The 15,795-nt window shown below is 71.6% G+C and carries 19 protein-coding genes and 1 pseudogene; 13 read left to right on the top strand and 7 right to left on the bottom strand.

Annotated elements, in window-relative coordinates:
* Positions 1-2: 2 nt before the first annotated feature.
* Together H0488_RS04255 and H0488_RS04250 are read right to left on the bottom strand one after the other, a co-directional pair.
* On the bottom strand, positions 3-641 hold the full coding sequence (locus H0488_RS04255) for a VOC family protein (RefSeq protein WP_183098043.1): 639 nt from the start codon (positions 639-641) through the stop codon (positions 3-5).
* Between the two features lie 97 nt (positions 642-738).
* Complete coding sequence (locus H0488_RS04250) at positions 739-1,524, bottom strand: DUF3109 family protein (RefSeq protein WP_183098042.1); 786 nt, start codon at positions 1,522-1,524, stop codon at positions 739-741.
* Between the two features lie 80 nt (positions 1,525-1,604).
* Here H0488_RS04250 and H0488_RS04245 point away from each other — a divergent pair, with 80 nt between their 5' ends.
* From H0488_RS04245 to proC, 7 genes are all read left to right on the top strand, one after another.
* Positions 1,605-2,543 (top strand): Ppx/GppA family phosphatase, encoded by a 939-nt coding sequence (locus H0488_RS04245; protein WP_183098041.1) that lies wholly within the window; start codon positions 1,605-1,607, stop codon positions 2,541-2,543.
* A gap of 1 nt (position 2,544) precedes the next feature.
* On the top strand, positions 2,545-3,417 hold the full coding sequence (locus H0488_RS04240; protein ID WP_183098040.1) for a sugar phosphate isomerase/epimerase family protein: 873 nt from the start codon (positions 2,545-2,547) through the stop codon (positions 3,415-3,417).
* Positions 3,414-4,022 carry a TetR/AcrR family transcriptional regulator gene (locus H0488_RS23895; RefSeq protein WP_183098039.1) on the top strand — a complete coding sequence of 203 codons (609 nt, stop codon included), beginning with the start codon at positions 3,414-3,416 and terminating at the stop codon, positions 4,020-4,022. Before H0488_RS04240 ends, H0488_RS23895 begins: the two co-directional genes overlap by 4 nt.
* 227 nt (positions 4,023-4,249) lie before the next feature.
* Entirely contained in the window at positions 4,250-4,975 is a 726-nt protein-coding gene (locus tag H0488_RS04230; protein WP_183098038.1) for an ABC transporter ATP-binding protein, read from the top strand.
* Positions 4,972-5,709 carry an ABC transporter permease gene (locus H0488_RS04225; RefSeq protein WP_183098037.1) on the top strand — a complete coding sequence of 246 codons (738 nt, stop codon included), beginning with the start codon at positions 4,972-4,974 and terminating at the stop codon, positions 5,707-5,709. The genes H0488_RS04230 and H0488_RS04225 overlap by 4 nt, the downstream gene beginning before the upstream one ends.
* Before the next feature lie 67 nt (positions 5,710-5,776).
* Positions 5,777-6,742 (top strand): proline dehydrogenase family protein, encoded by a 966-nt coding sequence (locus tag H0488_RS04220; protein WP_183098036.1) that lies wholly within the window; start codon positions 5,777-5,779, stop codon positions 6,740-6,742.
* 13 nt (positions 6,743-6,755) lie between these two features.
* Positions 6,756-7,559 (top strand): pyrroline-5-carboxylate reductase, encoded by an 804-nt coding sequence (gene proC, locus H0488_RS04215; protein ID WP_183098035.1) that lies wholly within the window; start codon positions 6,756-6,758, stop codon positions 7,557-7,559.
* A 4-nt stretch (positions 7,560-7,563) separates the two neighbouring features.
* Here proC and H0488_RS25225 read toward each other — a convergent pair.
* Both H0488_RS25225 and H0488_RS04210 read right to left on the bottom strand, forming a co-directional pair.
* Positions 7,564-7,731: pseudogene (locus H0488_RS25225) on the bottom strand (PIN domain-containing protein); the annotation flags it as partial.
* A gap of 33 nt (positions 7,732-7,764) precedes the next feature.
* On the bottom strand, positions 7,765-8,484 hold the full coding sequence (locus H0488_RS04210; RefSeq protein ID WP_183098034.1) for an HAD family hydrolase: 720 nt from the start codon (positions 8,482-8,484) through the stop codon (positions 7,765-7,767).
* Between the two features lie 69 nt (positions 8,485-8,553).
* Between H0488_RS04210 and abmR the strand changes: the two genes are divergently transcribed.
* Positions 8,554-9,069 (top strand): ATP-binding transcription factor AbmR, encoded by a 516-nt coding sequence (gene abmR, locus H0488_RS04205; protein WP_183098033.1) that lies wholly within the window; start codon positions 8,554-8,556, stop codon positions 9,067-9,069.
* Between the two features lie 11 nt (positions 9,070-9,080).
* Here the strand turns inward: abmR and H0488_RS04200 are convergent, their stop codons facing one another.
* On the bottom strand, positions 9,081-9,464 hold the full coding sequence (locus tag H0488_RS04200) for a DUF1304 domain-containing protein (RefSeq protein ID WP_183098032.1): 384 nt from the start codon (positions 9,462-9,464) through the stop codon (positions 9,081-9,083).
* Positions 9,465-9,511: 47 nt separating this feature from the next.
* Between H0488_RS04200 and H0488_RS04195 the strand changes: the two genes are divergently transcribed.
* The 5 genes from H0488_RS04195 to H0488_RS04175 all read left to right on the top strand — a co-directional run bounded on the left by H0488_RS04195 (position 9,512) and on the right by H0488_RS04175 (position 13,758).
* A complete protein-coding gene (locus H0488_RS04195) occupies positions 9,512-10,708 on the top strand; it encodes an acetoin utilization protein AcuC (RefSeq protein WP_183098031.1) in 1,197 nt (398 codons plus the stop codon).
* Between the two features lie 179 nt (positions 10,709-10,887).
* Complete coding sequence (locus H0488_RS04190) at positions 10,888-11,100, top strand: helix-turn-helix domain-containing protein (protein WP_183098030.1); 213 nt, start codon at positions 10,888-10,890, stop codon at positions 11,098-11,100.
* Positions 11,101-11,307: 207 nt separating this feature from the next.
* Positions 11,308-11,409: a 30S ribosomal protein bS22 gene (locus H0488_RS04185; protein WP_008356322.1), complete on the top strand. Its 102-nt coding sequence runs from the start codon at positions 11,308-11,310 to the stop codon at positions 11,407-11,409.
* Between the two features lie 74 nt (positions 11,410-11,483).
* Positions 11,484-12,542, top strand: a complete 1,059-nt coding sequence (locus H0488_RS04180; RefSeq protein WP_183098029.1) for an NAD-dependent epimerase/dehydratase family protein — start codon at positions 11,484-11,486, stop codon at positions 12,540-12,542.
* Complete coding sequence (locus H0488_RS04175; protein WP_183098028.1) at positions 12,535-13,758, top strand: lysophospholipid acyltransferase family protein; 1,224 nt, start codon at positions 12,535-12,537, stop codon at positions 13,756-13,758. Before H0488_RS04180 ends, H0488_RS04175 begins: the two co-directional genes overlap by 8 nt.
* Positions 13,759-13,947: 189 nt before the next feature.
* Here H0488_RS04175 and H0488_RS04170 read toward each other — a convergent pair whose 3' ends face one another.
* The gene (locus H0488_RS04170; protein WP_183098027.1) at positions 13,948-15,120 is read right to left on the bottom strand and encodes a DUF5667 domain-containing protein; all 1,173 of its coding nucleotides are present in this window, start codon (positions 15,118-15,120) and stop codon (positions 13,948-13,950) included.
* A 166-nt stretch (positions 15,121-15,286) separates the two neighbouring features.
* On the bottom strand, positions 15,287-15,795 hold a 509-nt coding region (locus H0488_RS04165), incomplete at its 5' end, for a sigma-70 family RNA polymerase sigma factor (RefSeq protein ID WP_183098026.1).

The raw sequence follows: 15,795 nt of genomic DNA, 5'->3' as shown, positions 1-15,795 counted from the left end.
GATCAGATCCGGACGATGCCGTTCGCCGTCTGCACCTGCGCGGCGAGGATGCCCGGCGTGCCGTGCGGGGCGACCCACTCGACCTTGACGTCCTCGAGCGGCGCCTCGACGCTCTCGCCGAGCCACTCGCTCACCCGCTGGGGGTCGCCGGCGATCTCGATGCCCGCGAGCGAGGTCGAGCCGTCGGCACCGGCGGAGGGGTGCAGCTCGGCCGGCACCTCCCACTGGATGAAGAACGGGAGCTGCGGGTCGGCGATCAGGCCGTGGATGCCGATCTGCTTCCACCGGAGCTCGGTGCCGTCGGGACGGTGCCGGCTGCCGACGACGGCCGCGCGACCGAGCCGCTCCTCGACCGGCGCGATGTCGGGGACCGAGACCACCCAGCCGAGCCAGCCGCCGCCGAGAGCGGAGCGCGCCCGCACGGCCTGGCCGAACGGCGCCTTGTCGGAGGCGGGGTGGTCGAGCACCTCGACCACCTCCAGGTAGGTCGAGTCGGCGAGCGGAAGAACCATGTTGCGCGTGCCGAACCGGGGATGCACACCCCCGTCGACGAACTCGCAGCCCAAGGCGGCCCCCAGGCGGGCCGCGGTGCCCGCCAGACCATCCGGGCCGGCGGCGTACGACAGGTGATCCAGGCGCATGTCAGACATTCTCAGCCTGTGTCGATCGCCACCCGGCGGCGGGGTCAGGTTCTCTTGATATCGAGAGGCCGCCGTCCGCGAGGAACGAGCGGGCGGGTCAGCCGCGATCAGCCGGGTGCAGCGCGAGCGCCGAGCGCGAGCGCAGGTGCGCCTCGCAGTGGCGGACCAGCTCGTCGTACGCCGGACGGCCCATCAGCGCGACCAGCTCGGGCTCGTTGGTGACGTAGACCGGCTCGACCGCGACGTGGGCCTCGGTGTTGCCGGAGCAGTACCAGTCCAGGTCGTGCCCGCCGGCGCCCCAGCCGCGCCGGTCGTACTCGGTGATCGTGACCTCGGTGTACGCCGAGCCGTCCTGGCGCTCGACCTCGCGGTAGAGACGGCGGATCGGCAGCTGCCAGCACACGTCCGGCTTGGTCTCGAGCGGGTTGCGGCCCTGCTGCAGCGCCAGCCCGTGCAAGGCGCAGCCCGCTCCGCCCGGACCCTCCGACGGAGCGAAGTCGGCGCGGTTGTGGAAGACGCAGCCGCGCTGGCCGTCGACCTCGAGCGCCCGGGTCTTCCGCTCGCCGTCCTCGTCCTTCTCGACCCAGTCGCTGCGCTTGACCTTGCCGCTGGGGCGGCGGGGGTGGAACTGCCACTGGTCCGGCGTGAGCTGGTCGACGTACGCCGCGACCCGCTCCTCGTCGTCCTTGTCGCTGAAGTGCGCGCCCAACGTGCAGCAGCCGGTGTCGGGGGAGTCGGCGTAGATGCCCTGGCAGCCCTGGCCGAAGATGCAGGTGAAGGACGACGTGAGCCAGGTGAGGTCGCACCGCATGACCTCGGTCTCGTCGGCCGGGTTGGCGAACTCGACGAACGCGCGGGGGAAGTCCAGGTCGACCTCGGGCATCCGCACAACCTACTCGGCGGGCGGGCGAGACCGCGCACCGTCGCCGGAGATGCGCTCGGGCCAGGCGATACGGTGGTGTCATGCGGCTGGGCGTGCTCGACATCGGCTCGAACACCGGACACCTGCTGGTGGTCGACGCCCATGACGGCGCCGCCCCGCTGCCGGCGTTCTCCCTCAAGCAGCCGCTGCGGCTCGCCGAGCACCTCGACGAGAGCGGCGCGGTCTCGCAGACCGGCATCGACGCACTCACGGCGTTCACGGCCGAGGCGCTCGTGGTCGCGGAGGAGAAGGGCTGCGAGGCGATGCTCTCGTTCGCCACCTCCGCGGTGCGCGACTCCGCCAACAGCGACGCCGTGCTCGCCCACGTCCGCGCCAGCACGGGCGTGGCGATCGAGGTGCTGTCGGGCGAGGACGAGGCCCGGCTGACCTTCCTCGCGGTGCGCCGCTGGTTCGGCTGGTCGGCCGGCAAGCTGACCGTCTTCGACATCGGCGGCGGCTCGCTCGAGATCGCGACCGGAGCCGACGAGCGGCCCGACGTCGCGCAGTCGCTGCCCCTGGGTGCGGCGCGGCTGGCGTCGACGTACTTCTCCGAGCCGGTCGACGACGCCGGGCTCAAGCGGATCCGGCGGTCCATCCGCGCCGACATGGCCAAGGACGCCGGCCAGGTGCTGCGCACCGGTACGACGCACCGCGCCGCTGCGACGTCGAAGACCTTCCGCTCGCTCGCGCGGATCTGCGGTGCCGCGCCGTCGACCGTCGGCCCGTTGGTGCCGCGGTCGCTGGCGCTGGCGGACCTGCGCGCGTGGATCCCCAAGCTCGTGGGGATGTCCCAGGAGGAGCTCGCGGAGCTGCCCGGCGTCTCGCCGAGCCGCACCCACCAGATCGTGCCCGGCGCGCTGGTCGCGGAGGCGTGCATGGACATCTTCGACCTGGCCGAGCTGGAGATCTGCCCGTGGGCGCTGCGCGAGGGCGTCATCCTCGAGCGCATCGACAAGCTCGGCGTGACCGACGAGGTCTGACGTGACGAGGTCTGACGCAGCGCGGTCAGCGCGTCCCCGGATCGGGTTGTCGACCTCGTCGGTCTACCCGGAGTCGACGGCGCAGGGGTTCGCGTGGGCCGCCGAGCTCGGCTACGAGGCCGTCGAGGTGATGGTCGGGATCGACGCGGTCTCGCAGCAGACCACCGACGTGCTGCAGCTGATGGACCACCACGCGATCCCGATCTGCGCGATCCACGCACCGTGCCTGCTGTTCACGCAGGCGGTCTGGGGGCTCGAGCCGTGGGGCAAGCTCCAGCGCTCGGCCGAGATGGCGCAGGCGGTGGGCGCCGAGGTGGTCGTCGTGCACCCGCCGTTCCGATGGCAGCGCGAGTACGCCCGCGACTTCGTCAACGGCATCGCCGCGCTGGAGGAGTCGACCGGCGTGTCGTTCGCGGTCGAGAACATGTATCCCTGGCGGGCGTCGAAGCGGCGGCTGGAGATGTACCTCCCGGGCTGGGACCCGTCCGGCGAGACCTACGCCAACACCACGATCGACCTGTCCCACGCCGCGATCGCCCACGACGACCCGATCGAGATGGCCGACCGGCTCGGGTCGCGGCTCCGCCACATCCACCTCACCGACGGCTCCGGCTCCGCCAAGGACGAGCACCTGGTGCCCGGGCGGGGGGCGATGGGGGCCGCGGACTTCCTGCACCACCTCGTCGACACGGGGTTCGCCGGCGAGGTCGTGCTCGAGATCAACACCCGCCGGTGCACGACCCGCGCCGAGCGCGAGGCCGACCTCCGGGCGTCGCTGGAGTTCGCGCGCGAGCACCTGGCTGCGCGCCCGGCGGGGTCGGCCCGGCGTACTCCTGAGGACGAGACGGCCGGGGAGACGATCGCCGGCTCGTGAGCACCAATCCCCGCCGCGGTCGCCGACCCGGCCGACCCGACACCAAAGCGGCGATCCTCGCCGCCGCTCGCGAGCGCTTCGCCGCGACCGGCTTCGGGGGTACGACGATCCGCGCGATCGCCGCCGCGGCCGGCGTCGACGCCGCGCTCGTCCACCACTACTTCGGCTCCAAGGACGACCTGTTCGTCGCCGCCCTCGAGCTGCCCGTGGACCCGCGGGCCGTCATCGGCGCCGCGGTCGCCGGTCCTGCCGAGGAGGCCGCGGAGAAGCTGCTCCGCACCTTCCTCTCGGTCTGGGACGACCCCGGCTTCCAGCCGGCCCTGCTCGCGACCGTGCGTCGGATCCTCGAGCCCGGTGGCGACAAGCTGATCCGGGAGGGCTTCCTGCCCGTCGTGCTCGTGCCCGTCGGGGAGCAGCTCGGCATCGACGACCCCGAGCTGCGGATGCCGCTGGTCGCGAGCCAGGTGATCGGCCTGATCCTCGCCCGCTACGTCGTCCGGCTCGAGCCGATCGCCTCCCTCGACCCCGACCGGCTGGTCGCGATCTACGCCCCCACGATCCAGCGCTACCTCACCGGGTCGCTGCCGGGCCCGTCGCGGCTGTAACACGTTGTTCGCGGTTGCTCAGGGGCCGTCGCGGCTGTAACACGTTGTTCGCCGCTCCTCCGGGGCCGTCGCGGCTGTAACACGCTGTACGCCGTACTGGGAGACCGTTCGCGTCGCTGGGAGACCGGTGCAACGCCCCGCAACCGACGTCGCCGCCCCGGAAGATCGGCGAACAACGTGTTACATCCCCCTTGCGCAGCCGCCCCGCGCCGAGCATTATTCATCGCATGATGAAAAACGCGGCGGAGAACGCGGTGGAGGTGGCGGGCCTGACCGTCGTACGCGGTCGGCGTGAGGTGCTGCACGGCCTCGACTTCACGATCCCGGTGGGCCAGGTGACCGGCCTGCTCGGACCGTCCGGCTGCGGCAAGTCGACCCTGATGCGGGTCCTGGTGGGCGTCCAGGCCGGCGTCACGGGCACGGTCACGGTCTTCGGCGAGGCCGCCGGCGCGAAGTCGCTGCGGCACCGGATCGGCTACGTCACCCAGGACCCCAGCGTGTACGACGACCTCAGCATCACCGAGAACCTCGCGTTCTTCGCGCGCGTGCTCGGTCTCGACCGGGCGGAGGCGACCCGTTGCATCGAGGCGGTCGATCTCGTCGACCATGCCGACGACGTCGTCGCCCAGCTCAGCGGCGGCCAGCGGTCACGTGCCAGCCTCGCCGTCGCGCTGCTCGGCAACCCGAGCCTGCTGGTGCTCGACGAGCCGACGGTCGGCCTCGACCCGGTGCTGAGGGAGGACCTCTGGAACAAGTTCCACGAGCTCGCCGCAGCCGGCGTCGCCGTCCTCGTCTCGAGCCACGTCATGGACGAGGCGGAGCGCTGCGACCGGCTGCTCCTCATGCGCGACGGCGTCTTCCTCGCCGACGGGACCCCCACCGAGATCAAGCAGCAGGCCGGCGCCCCGGACATCGAGCACGCGTTCCTCTCGATCGTGAGGGGCGCGGCATGAACCCCCGCATCACGGCAGCGATCGCCGCGCGCGTGCTCACCCAGCTCCGGCGCGACCACCGCACGCTCGCCATCATGCTCGTGCTCCCGTGCCTGCTGATCAGCCTGCTGTGGTGGATGTTCGACGACCTGCCGGGCAACAGCTTCGACCGGGTCGGGCCGGCGCTGCTGGCGATGTTCCCGTTCATCGTGATGTTCCTGGTGACCAGCGTGACGACGCTCCGCGAGCGCTCCGGCGGCACGCTGGAGCGGCTGCTGGCGATGCCGATGGGCAAGCTCGACTTCCTCTTCGGCTACGCGATCGCGTTCGGCCTGGTCGCCGCCGTCCAGTCGGCCCTCGCGGTCGGGATCAGCGTCGGGCTGCTCGACCTCACCATCGTCGGCCCGGTCTGGCTGCTGACCGTGGTCGCGGTCGCCGACGCGGTGCTCGGGAGCGCGCTCGGCCTGTTCGTCAGCGCCTTCGCCCGCACCGAGTTCCAGGCGGTCCAGTTCATGCCGGCGATCGTGATCCCGCAGATCCTGCTGTGCGGACTGTTCGTGCCGCGGCCCGCGCTGCCCGGCCTGCTCGAGGCGATCAGCGACGTGCTCCCGCTGTCCTACGCCGTCGACGCCATGCAGCACCTCACCCGCTCGACGAGCACGGGCGAGGTCTGGGGCGACCTCGCGGTCGTCGCGGCGTACGCCGTCGCCGGGCTGGCCCTCGGCGCCGGCACCCTGCGCAGGCGCAGCCAGTGACCAGCTGCTGAGCAGCCAGTGACTCCCGAAGCGGCATCCGCGCGACGATCGTCGTACCGTTGTTCGCATGCGTCCCCTGCGTGACTCACTGCTCCTCCTCTCGCGCAGCCAGTCCGTGAAGCGGCTGATCACGACCCTCCCGGTCTCGGCGGCCGTCGTGCGTTCCTACGTGCCCGGCGAGCGCACCGAGGATGCCGTCGAGGCGTCGGCCGCGCTGGCCGGTGAGGGCATCAGCGTCACCCTCGACTACCTGGGCGAGGACACCACCGACGTCGAGCAGGCGGAGGCGACCGTCGCGGCCTACCTCGACCTGCTCAAGCAGCTCGCGGCGAAGGGCCTGGCCCGGCGGGCCGAGGTCAGCGTCAAGCTCACGGCGATCGGGCTCGCGCTCGACGACGCCGACGCGCCGGGTGGTGGGCGCAAGATCGCGCTCGAGAACGCCCGCGCCATCTGTCGCGCCGCCCGCAACGCCGGCACCACGGTCACCCTCGACATGGAGGACCACACCACCACCGACCTGACGCTGGCGATCCTGCGCGACCTGCGCAAGGACTTCCCCGAGACCGGCGCCGTGCTGCAGGCCTACCTCTACCGCACCGAGGCCGACTGCCGTGCGCTCGCGTACGCCGGCAGCCGGGTCCGGCTCTGCAAGGGCGCCTACGACGAGCCGTCCGAGGTCGCCTACACCGACCCCGACGAGGTCGACCGGGCCTACGTGCGCTGCCTGAAGATCCTGCTGGGCCACACCAGTGCCGAGGGCGACTGCTACCCGATGATCGCCACCCACGACCCGCGCCTGGTGGAGATCGCCTCCTCGCTCGCGAGCCGCTACGGCCGCGCGCAGGGCAGCTACGAGTTCCAGATGCTCTACGGCATCCGCCCGACCGAGCAGCGCCGGCTCGCCGCAGCGGGCGAGACGGTGCGGGTCTACGTGCCCTACGGCACCGAGTGGTACGGCTACCTCATGAGAAGGCTCGCCGAGCGCCCGCGCAACCTGTCATTCTTCGTGACGTCCCTGATCAAGAAGAGCTGAGCTGAGCACACCTATGAAGCAGACCGCGGTCATCGGCGCCGGAGTCATGGGCGAGACCCTGCTGTCCGGCCTGGTCCGCGCGGGGCGCCGGGTCGACCAGCTCCTGGTCGGCGAGAAGCGTGAGGCGCGCGCTGCCGAGCTCGTGGAGCGGTACGGCGTCGCGGTCGTCTCCAACATCGACGCGGCTGCCAAGGCCGACACCGTCGCGCTCGTCGTGAAGCCGCAGGACATGGCGGAGGTGCTCGACGAGATCGCCGGCGCGCTGCGACCCGGCCAGCTGCTGGTCTCGCTCGCGGCCGGCATCACCACCGCGTTCATCGAGTCGCGCGTGCCCGAAGGTGTCGCCGTCGTACGCGTCATGCCGAACACGCCCGCGCTCGTCGACGAGGGCATGTCGGCGATCTCGGCCGGCTCCCACTGCGACGAGGAGCACCTCGCCGAGGCCGAGGCGCTGATGGCGTCGGTCGGCAAGGTGGTCCGGGTCCCGGAGAAGCAGCAGGACGCGGTGACCGCGATCAGCGGGTCCGGCCCGGCCTACATCTTCTTCGTCGTCGAGTCGATGATCGAGGCCGGCGTGCACCTCGGCCTGCCGCGCGCGACCGCGCACGAGCTCGTCGTGCAGACCCTGGTCGGCTCGGCCCACATGCTCCGCGAGACCAACGAGCACCCGACGGTGCTGCGCGAGCAGGTGACCTCCCCGGGAGGCACCACTGCTGCCGCGCTGCGCGAGCTGGAGATCCACAAGGTCCGGGCAGCGTTCCTCGCGGCGCTCGAGGCCGCGCGGGACCGATCCCGCGAGCTCGCCAGCGGCTCCTAGGGCGTCACCACTCGTCGACCCGAAGGTCCTGCACTCGCGAGAACTTCCGGACGTCTCCGGTGACCAGCGTGAGGTCGCGGGAGCGGGCGGCGGCGGCGGCGATCAAGAGGTCGTACCCGCCGATCGGCGTGCCGCGGGCGCCCAGCTCGGCGCGGATCTGGCCGGCGTGCCAGGCAGCCTCGGCATATCTACAAGAAGTAGATCCTCACCAACCGAGCTCGGCCAGCGAACGGATCCGGTCGACCCCCTCGACCTCGTCGGCTCGATAGCGACCGCCGCGGTCGATCAGCACGCCGGCCATCCCGGCAGCCCGAGCGCCGGCCACGTCGTGCCGCAGCGAGTCGCCGATCATCACGCACGCGTCCGGAGCGACGCGAAGGCGGTCGCAGACCTCGCGGAACGCGCGCGGATCGGGTTTGGCGGCGGTCAGTGAGGACGAGGCGAAGACCGGCACGCCGTAAGACGCGAGCCCGGTGCGCCGCACCTTCGTCTCCTGGATGCTCTGCTCGCCGTTGGTGAGGATGCCGACCGCGAGGCCGGCGTCGAGCGCCTGCTCGAGGGCGGCGGCCGCGTCCGCGAACGCGGACCAGGACGCGCGGTAGCAGGCGAGGTAGCCCGCGAACGTGTCGTCGGCGACGGCGTCGTCTGCGAGGTCCCAGCCGGGGAGGAACGCCCGGATCCGGGCCCGCCGTTGGTCGACGTGCGAGATCTCGCCGCGCTGGAAACGCTCGTGGTGGAACGCCTCGAGCGTGAACCACTGCTCGACGTGGTCCTCGAGCATGCCGTCGAGCTCCAGGCTCGCGAGCCATGCGCGGACGCCGCGGTCGGCTGCGCCGCGGTGGTCGAACAGGGTGTCGTCGAGGTCGAACAGCACCCCGGCGACGGGCCTCCCGAGCCAGGTCGCGGTGCTGGATCGAGGGGCCATGGGCGCCATCCTGCCAGTCACCTCCGACACCGATCCACGCGGCTTGTGCAAGGATGCAATATTGATTACATGAGTACAGATGAGATTCGCGGCTGGTTCGCCGGCCGTCTGCCTGAGGGCCTCTTCGAGGAGCTCGTCGAGGTCACCGTCGACCGGGAGGAGATCACGGTGATCGGCCGGATCCCGGCCCCCGAGGTCGCCGCCGACACGTCCGACGCGGAGCGTGCCGCCACCGTCGAGGGCCGGATCGCGGAGTTCCGCGAGCGCACCCGGGGCGACCGGATGAAGGTCGCCCGCGAGGCCGAGCGGCGCTTCGACCGCAAGGTGTCGTGGGGCGTCGAGTGCGACGAGACCCGCGCCCTGTTCACCCACATCGCGGCCCCGGTGATGACCCGGCTCCGCCAGCCCGAGCGCCGGGTGCTCGACCTGCTCGTCGCCGGCGGTGTCGCCCGCAGCCGCAGCGACGCGCTCGGCTGGTGCGTCCGCCTGGTTCAGCAGCACGCCGACGACTGGCTGACCGAGCTGCGCGACTCCCTCGTCCAGGTGGAGGAGGTACGCCGCCGCGGTCCCGATGCGGCGAGCTGAGTGCTCCCGGGCTAGGCGATCCCGAGCACCACGGCGACCACGGCGAGCAGCGGCACGACGCCCTGCTTGAGCGCGGCCGAGGCGTGCGCGGGACTGGACAGGAGCAGCACGATCGCCGCGGCGGCCATCGAGCCGGTGCCTGCGAGCACGAGCGCGGGACCCACGTCCTCGGCGTCGGCGACGGTCAGCGCGATCCCGACGCCGGCGAGGACCGCGAGGAAGAGGTTGTAGAAGCCCTGGTTGAACGCCAGCTCCTTCGTGGCCTCGGCCTCCTCGGCGGAGGTGCCGAAGACCGCGCGGGTGCTCGGCCGGGTCCAGGCCAGCGACTCCATGAAGAAGATGTAGACGTGGAGCGCGGCGGCGAGCCCCGCGAGGACGAGTCCGACCGTCAGCATGGCGGCAGCGTCCCACAGCGAATCCCGCAGCGGTACGTTTGCTGGCCATGACGACGTCGTCTCCATCGTGCGAGGGCCGCGCCAGCGTGGTGTTCGACCCCTCGCTGACCGAGTACGACTTCGGCCCCGACCACCCGATGGCCCCGCTCCGGGTCGACCTCACGATGCGGCTGGCCGAGGAGTGCGGCGTGCTCGCCGGCCTCGAGCAGGTCGTCGCGCCGATGGCGAGCGACGACCTGCTCGCGACGGTGCACGAGCCGCAGCTGATCGAGGCCGTGCAGCGGATGAGTGCGAAGCCGGGGCCGGGTGAGGAGCTGCGCGGGCTCGGCACCGACGACAACCCGGTGTTCCGCGGGATGCACCACGCCTCGGCGCACATCGTCGGCGCGAGTCACGAGGCGTTCCGCAAGGTGTGGACCGGCGAGAGCATCCACAGCGCCAACATCACCGGCGGCCTCCACCACGCCATGCCGGACCGCGCGAGCGGCTTCTGCATCTACAACGACGTCGCGATCGGCATCCGGTGGCTGCTCGACAACGGCGCCGAGCGCGTCGCCTACGTCGACGTCGACGTCCACCACGGCGACGGGGTCGAGGCGATCTTCTACGACGACCCGCGGGTGCTGACGATCTCGCTGCACGAGTCGGGGCGGTTCCTCTTCCCCGGCACCGGCTTCGCCACCGACACCGGCGGCCCCGACGCCGAGGGCACGGCGGTGAACGTCGCCCTGCCGCCCGGCACCAGCGACCCGGGCTGGCTGCGCGCCTTCCACGCGGTCGTGCCGCCGCTGGTGCGTGAGTTCGCGCCCGACGTACTCGTCACCCAGCACGGCTGCGACTCCCACGCCGACGACCCGCTGGCCCACCTGATGCTGAGCGTCGACGGCCAGCGCGCCGCCTACCTCGCGCTCCACGACCTGGCCCACGAGGCCGCCGGCGGCCGGTGGGTCGCCACCGGCGGGGGCGGCTACTCGGTGATCCGCGTCGTCCCCCGCGCGTGGACCCACCTGCTGGCCGCCGTCTCGGGGCGTCCGCTCGACCAGATGCTCGCGGTCCCGGAGGCGTGGCGCGAGTACACCCTGGAGCGGTACGGCGCCGACGCGCCTCGTCGGATGACCGACGGCGGGCCGGCCGACTACCGCCGCTGGGAGGAGGGCTACGACCCCGCGGCGTGGCTCGACCGGGCGGTGCAGGAGACCCGCGTGGCCGTCTTCCCGCTGCACGGCCTCGATCCGTACCCCTGATTCTCGCGTGGCTCCGGCGCCCCGACCAGGCAAAACGCAAGCCGACACGCCGAGTTCACAAAAGTTGCAGAGGTGAATCTCTTCCCCACGAGTCACTTCTGGCTCTATTCTCACGCGTAGGCGTCCGCAGTTCACAGCTGGGGAAGGCGGTGACGGGCGCGCAGAAAGAGTGGTTGGCCATGGCAACGTCTGCGGAGCGACCCGAGTCCCGACCGGACCCCAAGTTCCTCACCATCGCCGAAGTGGCGACCATGATGCGCGTCTCGAAGATGACCGTCTACCGCCTGGTGCACAGCGGAGAGCTCCCCGCCGTCCGCGTGGGCCGCTCGTTCCGGGTGCCCGAGGGCGACGTCGACGAGTACCTCAGGAAGTCCTTCTACAACGCGGGGTGAGCCGTCCCGGTGGTTTCGAGGCTCGGCCGCGGGCGGCCTCGCACCTCAACCGCCGGGGGCGCACCGTGATGGGACGTTCCTCTCATCGTTACTCCTGATTCTCCAACCGCTCTTCGCGGCCGATAGGCTGTGCCCGTCGTCCGGCCACCGTCGGTACGGCGGTAGTCGAATGCCGGGCCCCGGGTCCGGTGTGTTGGAGAGGTCCACGTGGGTTCAGTCATCAAGAAGCGGCGCAAGCGTATGGCGAAGAAGAAGCACCGCAAGCTTCTGAAGAAGACGCGGGTGCAGCGCCGCAAGCTCGGCAAGTGACCCACGCCCCGCTCGGGGCACTCTGAGTCGTTCGCCAAGCCTTCGCAATTGCTGGGGAGTCGGGAGTCGTTGGGATGAGCGGTCGTACCGTACTGGTCACGGGTGTTTCGCGTGACCTCGGCCGCTCCTGCGCCCGCTCGCTGGCGAGCGACCCCTCTGTCGACCGGGTGATCGGCGTCGACGTGATGCCGCCGCGCGGCGACATCGGCGACGTCCAGTTCGTCCGCGCCGACATCCGCAACCCGGTGATCGCCAAGGTGATCGCCCGCGAGGACGTCGACACGGTCGTCCACATGAGCGTCATCGCCACCCCCGGCTCCGCCGGCGCGCGCGGCACGATGAAGGAGCTCAACGTCATCGGCACGATGCAGCTGCTCGCTGCGTGCCAGAAGGCCGAGTCGCTGCGCCAGCTGGTCGTGAAGTCGACGACCACCGTCTACGGCGCCAGCAACCGCGACCCGGCGATGTTCACCGAGGACCTCGAGCCGCGCCGACCCGCGCGCACCGGCTACTCCAAGGACGTCGCCGAGGTCGAGGCCTACGTCCGCGGCTTCGCGCGCCGCCGCCCCGACGTCACCGTCACGACGCTGCGGTGCGCCAACGTGATCGGTCCGCGCGTCGTCAGCCCGGTCACGTCGTACTTCCGGCTGCCGGTGATCCCGACGGTGCTGGGCTTCGACCCGCGGCTGCAGTTCCTCCACGAGCACGACCTCAACCGGGTGCTCCGGCACGCCGTCGGCGCCGGTATCCACGGGACCTTCAACATCGCCGGTGACGGGGTGCTCATGCTGTCGCAGGCGCTGCGCCGCCTGCAGCGCCCCGGCGTCCCGCTGCCCGGCATCGCCTTCGGTGGCCTGGGCTCCGCGTTGCGCTCCGCGCGCACCGCCGACCTCTCGCCCGAGCTGGTCCAGTTCCTGACCTACGGTCGGGGCGTCGACACCAGCCGGATGCGCGCCGAGCTCGGGTTCGAGCCGCGCTACTCCACCGCGGAGGCGTTCGACGAGTTCGCCTCGACCCTGCCGCCGACCGGCGGCCGCACCGAACGGTTGCTCGCCGCTGTCGCCGAGCGTCTGCCCGAGGTCAACGACGACCGCCCGCCAGCTCTGACGCTCGCCGGAGGTAGTGATGGGTGACGCCGAGATCATCCCGATCGGCACGCGAGGCCGACCCGGTCGCGGCACGGGCACCCGCCCGTCCGCCGCTGCCCGCAACCTGGCGCCGAAGTCCCGCTCGGGTGCCGCCAAGCAGACCGAGCCGACCGGTCCCACCGAGGATGCTCCGGCGACCGCCGAGCAGCCGCGCGCCGACCAGCCCGGCCGTCCGCCCGCGGCGGAGAAGCCTGCGGCCGAGTCCGTCATCCCGATGCTGGGTGACGACATCATCCCGCTGGCCACGGCGGAGACGACGCCGACGCTGACCCAGCGGCTCGCGGTCACCGAGCGCGAGGCGCCGGGCGGGATCCCTGTCGGCGACCTGCTGTCGGCGTTCCAGGTGGCTGCCCGCGAGGTGTTCGGCGAGCAGTGGGAGTCGCAGCTCGCCCACTTCCTCGCGTTCCTGCGTCGGCGACTCACCGGCGACTACGTCGTCGACGAATTCGGCTTCGACCCCGAGATCACCGAGAAGTTCTTCCTGGCAGCGATCCGGCCGATCGCGCAGAAGTGGTTCCGGATCGAGGTCCGCGGTGCGGAGAACATCCCGGCCGAGGGTGGCGCGCTGATCGTCTCCAACCACTCCGGCACGGTCCCGGTCGACGCGCTGATGACGATGGCGTCGGTCCACGACCACACCGACCGCTACCTCCGCGCGCTGGGCGCCGACCTGGTCTTCCGGTTGCCGTTCGTCGGTGCCGTCGCCCGCAAGGGGGGCGCCACGCTCGCGTGCGCCGAGGACGCCGAGCGGATGCTGGCCGGCGGAGAGCTCGTCGGTGTGTGGCCGGAGGGGTTCAAGGGCATCGGCAAGCCCTACTCGCAGCGCTACAAGCTGCAGCGGTTCGGTCGCGGCGGCTTCGTGTCCGCGGCGCTGCGCACCCAGGTGCCGATCATCCCGCTGTCGGTCGTCGGCGCCGAGGAGATCTACCCCCTCGTCGGCAACGTCCCGGCCCTCGCGCGGCTGCTCGGCGTGCCCTACATCCCGATCACGCCGCTCTTCCCCTGGCTCGGCCCGCTCGGCATGCTCCCGTTGCCCTCGAAGTGGCTGCTGGAGTTCGGCGAGCCGATCCGCACCGACGAGTACGACGAGGGCGCCGCCGAGGACCCGATGCTGGTCTTCAACGTGACCGACCAGGTCCGCGAGACGATCCAGCAGACCCTCTACACCCTGCTCATGCAGCGCCAATCGGTCTTCAAATAGAACTGGCCGAGCGTGTCGCAGACGGTGCGGCATCGCCCTGACCTTCGCAAGCTCGGCCAGGGGACGCCGCACCGTGCGGCTTCGCCGCCGTGCGCCACGCTGCCGGCCCGCAGTTGACGCGGTCAGGGGTTACGGCTGGTTGGCGGCAAGACAGGCGCCGCCGGACCGCATGGGCGCGATCGCCAGGATCTAGTTCCCCAAGATTCCGTCGACGAGGCCGTCGACGCCGCCGACGACACCGTCGATGGTCTCGTTGACCGCCTCGTCGCCGTGACCGTTGCCCGCGGCCTCGAGGCCGCGCTTGATCTTGTCGCCGAACTCCTCGAGCGGGTTGTCGGGCTCGTCGTCGGGTTCGGTGATCGGCTCGGTGACCGGGTCGGTGACCGGCTCGGTGTCCGGGTCGGTCACCGAGCCGTCGTCGGATCGCGGCTCGTCGCCGGTCGTGGGCGGCACGTCGGGCTCGTTCTTCGCGATGTTCTCGACCTGAGCGAGGAAGTCGGGCGGCACGACCACCGACTGCGGGGTGCGCTCGCCGGTGACGAGGGTGTAGGGCAGGGAGATCGGTGCCGTGGCGAACCCGGGGAGCTCCGTGACAGCCCCGTCGCCGCAGGTCGGGCACGCCTGGAAGGCGGCCGAGTCGGCGTTGGCCACCGTCTGCGCGGCGGTGATCAGGGCGGCGCGAGCGTCGCTCGGGACCACGTCGCCGAGCGCGGTCAGCTCGGTCATCGACTGCGAGGTGAACGTCCGCAGGTCGGCGATGGCGTCGCGGTCGCCGGTCGCGGCGTAGTCGTCGAGGGCCAGCTCGGTCGCCTGCTGCGACTGGTCGCTGAAGTCCTGCAGGGTCTCGGCCACGATTGCGGCGTCGGCGCCCTGGGCCGTGAGCTGCTCGGCCTCCTGCAGCCGCTGTGCGGCGTGATCGAGGAGGGCCTGCGCCTTCGCGGCGTCGTCGGCCTGGAGGTTGGTCTCGGCGTTCTCGATCGCGCGCTTGACCGGGTAGAGGACGTCGCCGGGGAGTGCTCCCTGGGACGCCATCGCCATCGAGCCGGAGGCCGCGACGATCGCGAAGCCGCCGAGGACGGTGGCCAGGCGGCGCTCGCGGGCGCCCTGACGCTGCTTGGGGGTGAGCCGGAGGCGGGTGGCGTCGTCGACCGCCGGACGGGCCTGGCGGGCCGCCTCGACCATCAGCTGGCTGCGCAGGTCGGAGACGAACTCGGCGCGGGCGGCGACGGGCGGCAGGGAGCGCATCGAGCCCACGAGCTCGAGGAGGTCGGCGTACTGCGCCGCCTCACGCTCCGGCGCAGGGGCCGACAGCAGCGCGTCGAACTCGTCGGCGCGGCGCCTGCTCACGAACGCCCCAGTCATGCCTGCCATCCTCGGTCGGTCGGGTCTGTCAATAGCTGGTCCCACTCGGTGAACGACGGCGCGGGAGCGTTGGTTACGCGCCGTCCGGTGTGACCTGCATCCTCCGTCCGGGCTACGCGGCGGTAGTCCGGTCGGGCCATGCCGGCGAGGGTGTCGAGGGCGGGGCTCATCGCAACCCCTCCGGCATCAGCTTCGCGAGGTTGCGGACGCCGCGGAGCTGGAGCTGCTTGATGGCACCTTCGCTGCGCCCGAGGACCTGCGCGGTCTCGGCGATGCTCATCCCCTGGAGGAACCGCATGACCAGGCAGTCCTTCTGCTCGTTCGGCAGCTCGGTGAGCGCCTCGAGCAGGATCTCGTTGGTCAGGCTCGCGAGTACGGCGGACTCGGGGCCCTCCGTGGTGTCGTCGTGCTGACCCATGTCCTCGGTGGTCATCTCGAGGCGGGTCCGCCCGGCCTTGAAGTGGTCGGTCGCGAGGTTGCGCGCGATGGTCATCAGCCAGGCGCCGAAGTCCTTGCCCTGCCAGCGGAACGACGCCATGTTGCGCAGCGCGCGGAAGAAGGTCTCCGACGTCAGGTCCTCGGCCACCACGACCGAGCGGGTGCGGTAGTAGAGGAACCGGTAGACCGAGGCCTGGTAGTGGTCGTAGAGGAGGCCGAACGCGGCGGCGACGCCGA

It is taken from the genome of Nocardioides pelophilus, assembly GCF_014180685.1.
Taxonomy (GTDB): domain Bacteria; phylum Actinomycetota; class Actinomycetes; order Propionibacteriales; family Nocardioidaceae; genus Nocardioides; species Nocardioides pelophilus.
The sequence above is the reverse complement of the archived record's forward strand: the minus strand, read 5'-3'. Positions and strand labels throughout refer to the sequence as shown.

Excerpts from the sequence above, each read along its gene's own strand:
- H0488_RS04255 (WP_183098043.1), bottom strand. The coding sequence starts at position 641 with ATGCGCCTGGATCACCTGTCGTACGCCGCCGGCCCGGATGGTCTGGCG.
- H0488_RS04250 (WP_183098042.1), bottom strand. The coding sequence starts at position 1,524 with ATGCCCGAGGTCGACCTGGACTTCCCCCGCGCGTTCGTCGAGTTCGCC.
- H0488_RS04245 (WP_183098041.1), top strand. The coding sequence starts at position 1,605 with ATGCGGCTGGGCGTGCTCGACATCGGCTCGAACACCGGACACCTGCTG.
- H0488_RS04230 (WP_183098038.1), top strand. The coding sequence starts at position 4,250 with ATGATGAAAAACGCGGCGGAGAACGCGGTGGAGGTGGCGGGCCTGACC.
- H0488_RS04225 (WP_183098037.1), top strand. The coding sequence starts at position 4,972 with ATGAACCCCCGCATCACGGCAGCGATCGCCGCGCGCGTGCTCACCCAG.
- H0488_RS04220 (WP_183098036.1), top strand. The coding sequence starts at position 5,777 with ATGCGTCCCCTGCGTGACTCACTGCTCCTCCTCTCGCGCAGCCAGTCC.
- proC (WP_183098035.1), top strand. The coding sequence starts at position 6,756 with ATGAAGCAGACCGCGGTCATCGGCGCCGGAGTCATGGGCGAGACCCTG.
- H0488_RS04210 (WP_183098034.1), bottom strand. The coding sequence starts at position 8,484 with ATGGCCCCTCGATCCAGCACCGCGACCTGGCTCGGGAGGCCCGTCGCC.
- abmR (WP_183098033.1), top strand. The coding sequence starts at position 8,554 with ATGAGTACAGATGAGATTCGCGGCTGGTTCGCCGGCCGTCTGCCTGAG.
- H0488_RS04200 (WP_183098032.1), bottom strand. The coding sequence starts at position 9,464 with ATGCTGACGGTCGGACTCGTCCTCGCGGGGCTCGCCGCCGCGCTCCAC.
- H0488_RS04195 (WP_183098031.1), top strand. The coding sequence starts at position 9,512 with ATGACGACGTCGTCTCCATCGTGCGAGGGCCGCGCCAGCGTGGTGTTC.
- H0488_RS04190 (WP_183098030.1), top strand. The coding sequence starts at position 10,888 with ATGGCAACGTCTGCGGAGCGACCCGAGTCCCGACCGGACCCCAAGTTC.
- H0488_RS04180 (WP_183098029.1), top strand. The coding sequence starts at position 11,484 with ATGAGCGGTCGTACCGTACTGGTCACGGGTGTTTCGCGTGACCTCGGC.
- H0488_RS04175 (WP_183098028.1), top strand. The coding sequence starts at position 12,535 with ATGGGTGACGCCGAGATCATCCCGATCGGCACGCGAGGCCGACCCGGT.
- H0488_RS04170 (WP_183098027.1), bottom strand. The coding sequence starts at position 15,120 with ATGACTGGGGCGTTCGTGAGCAGGCGCCGCGCCGACGAGTTCGACGCG.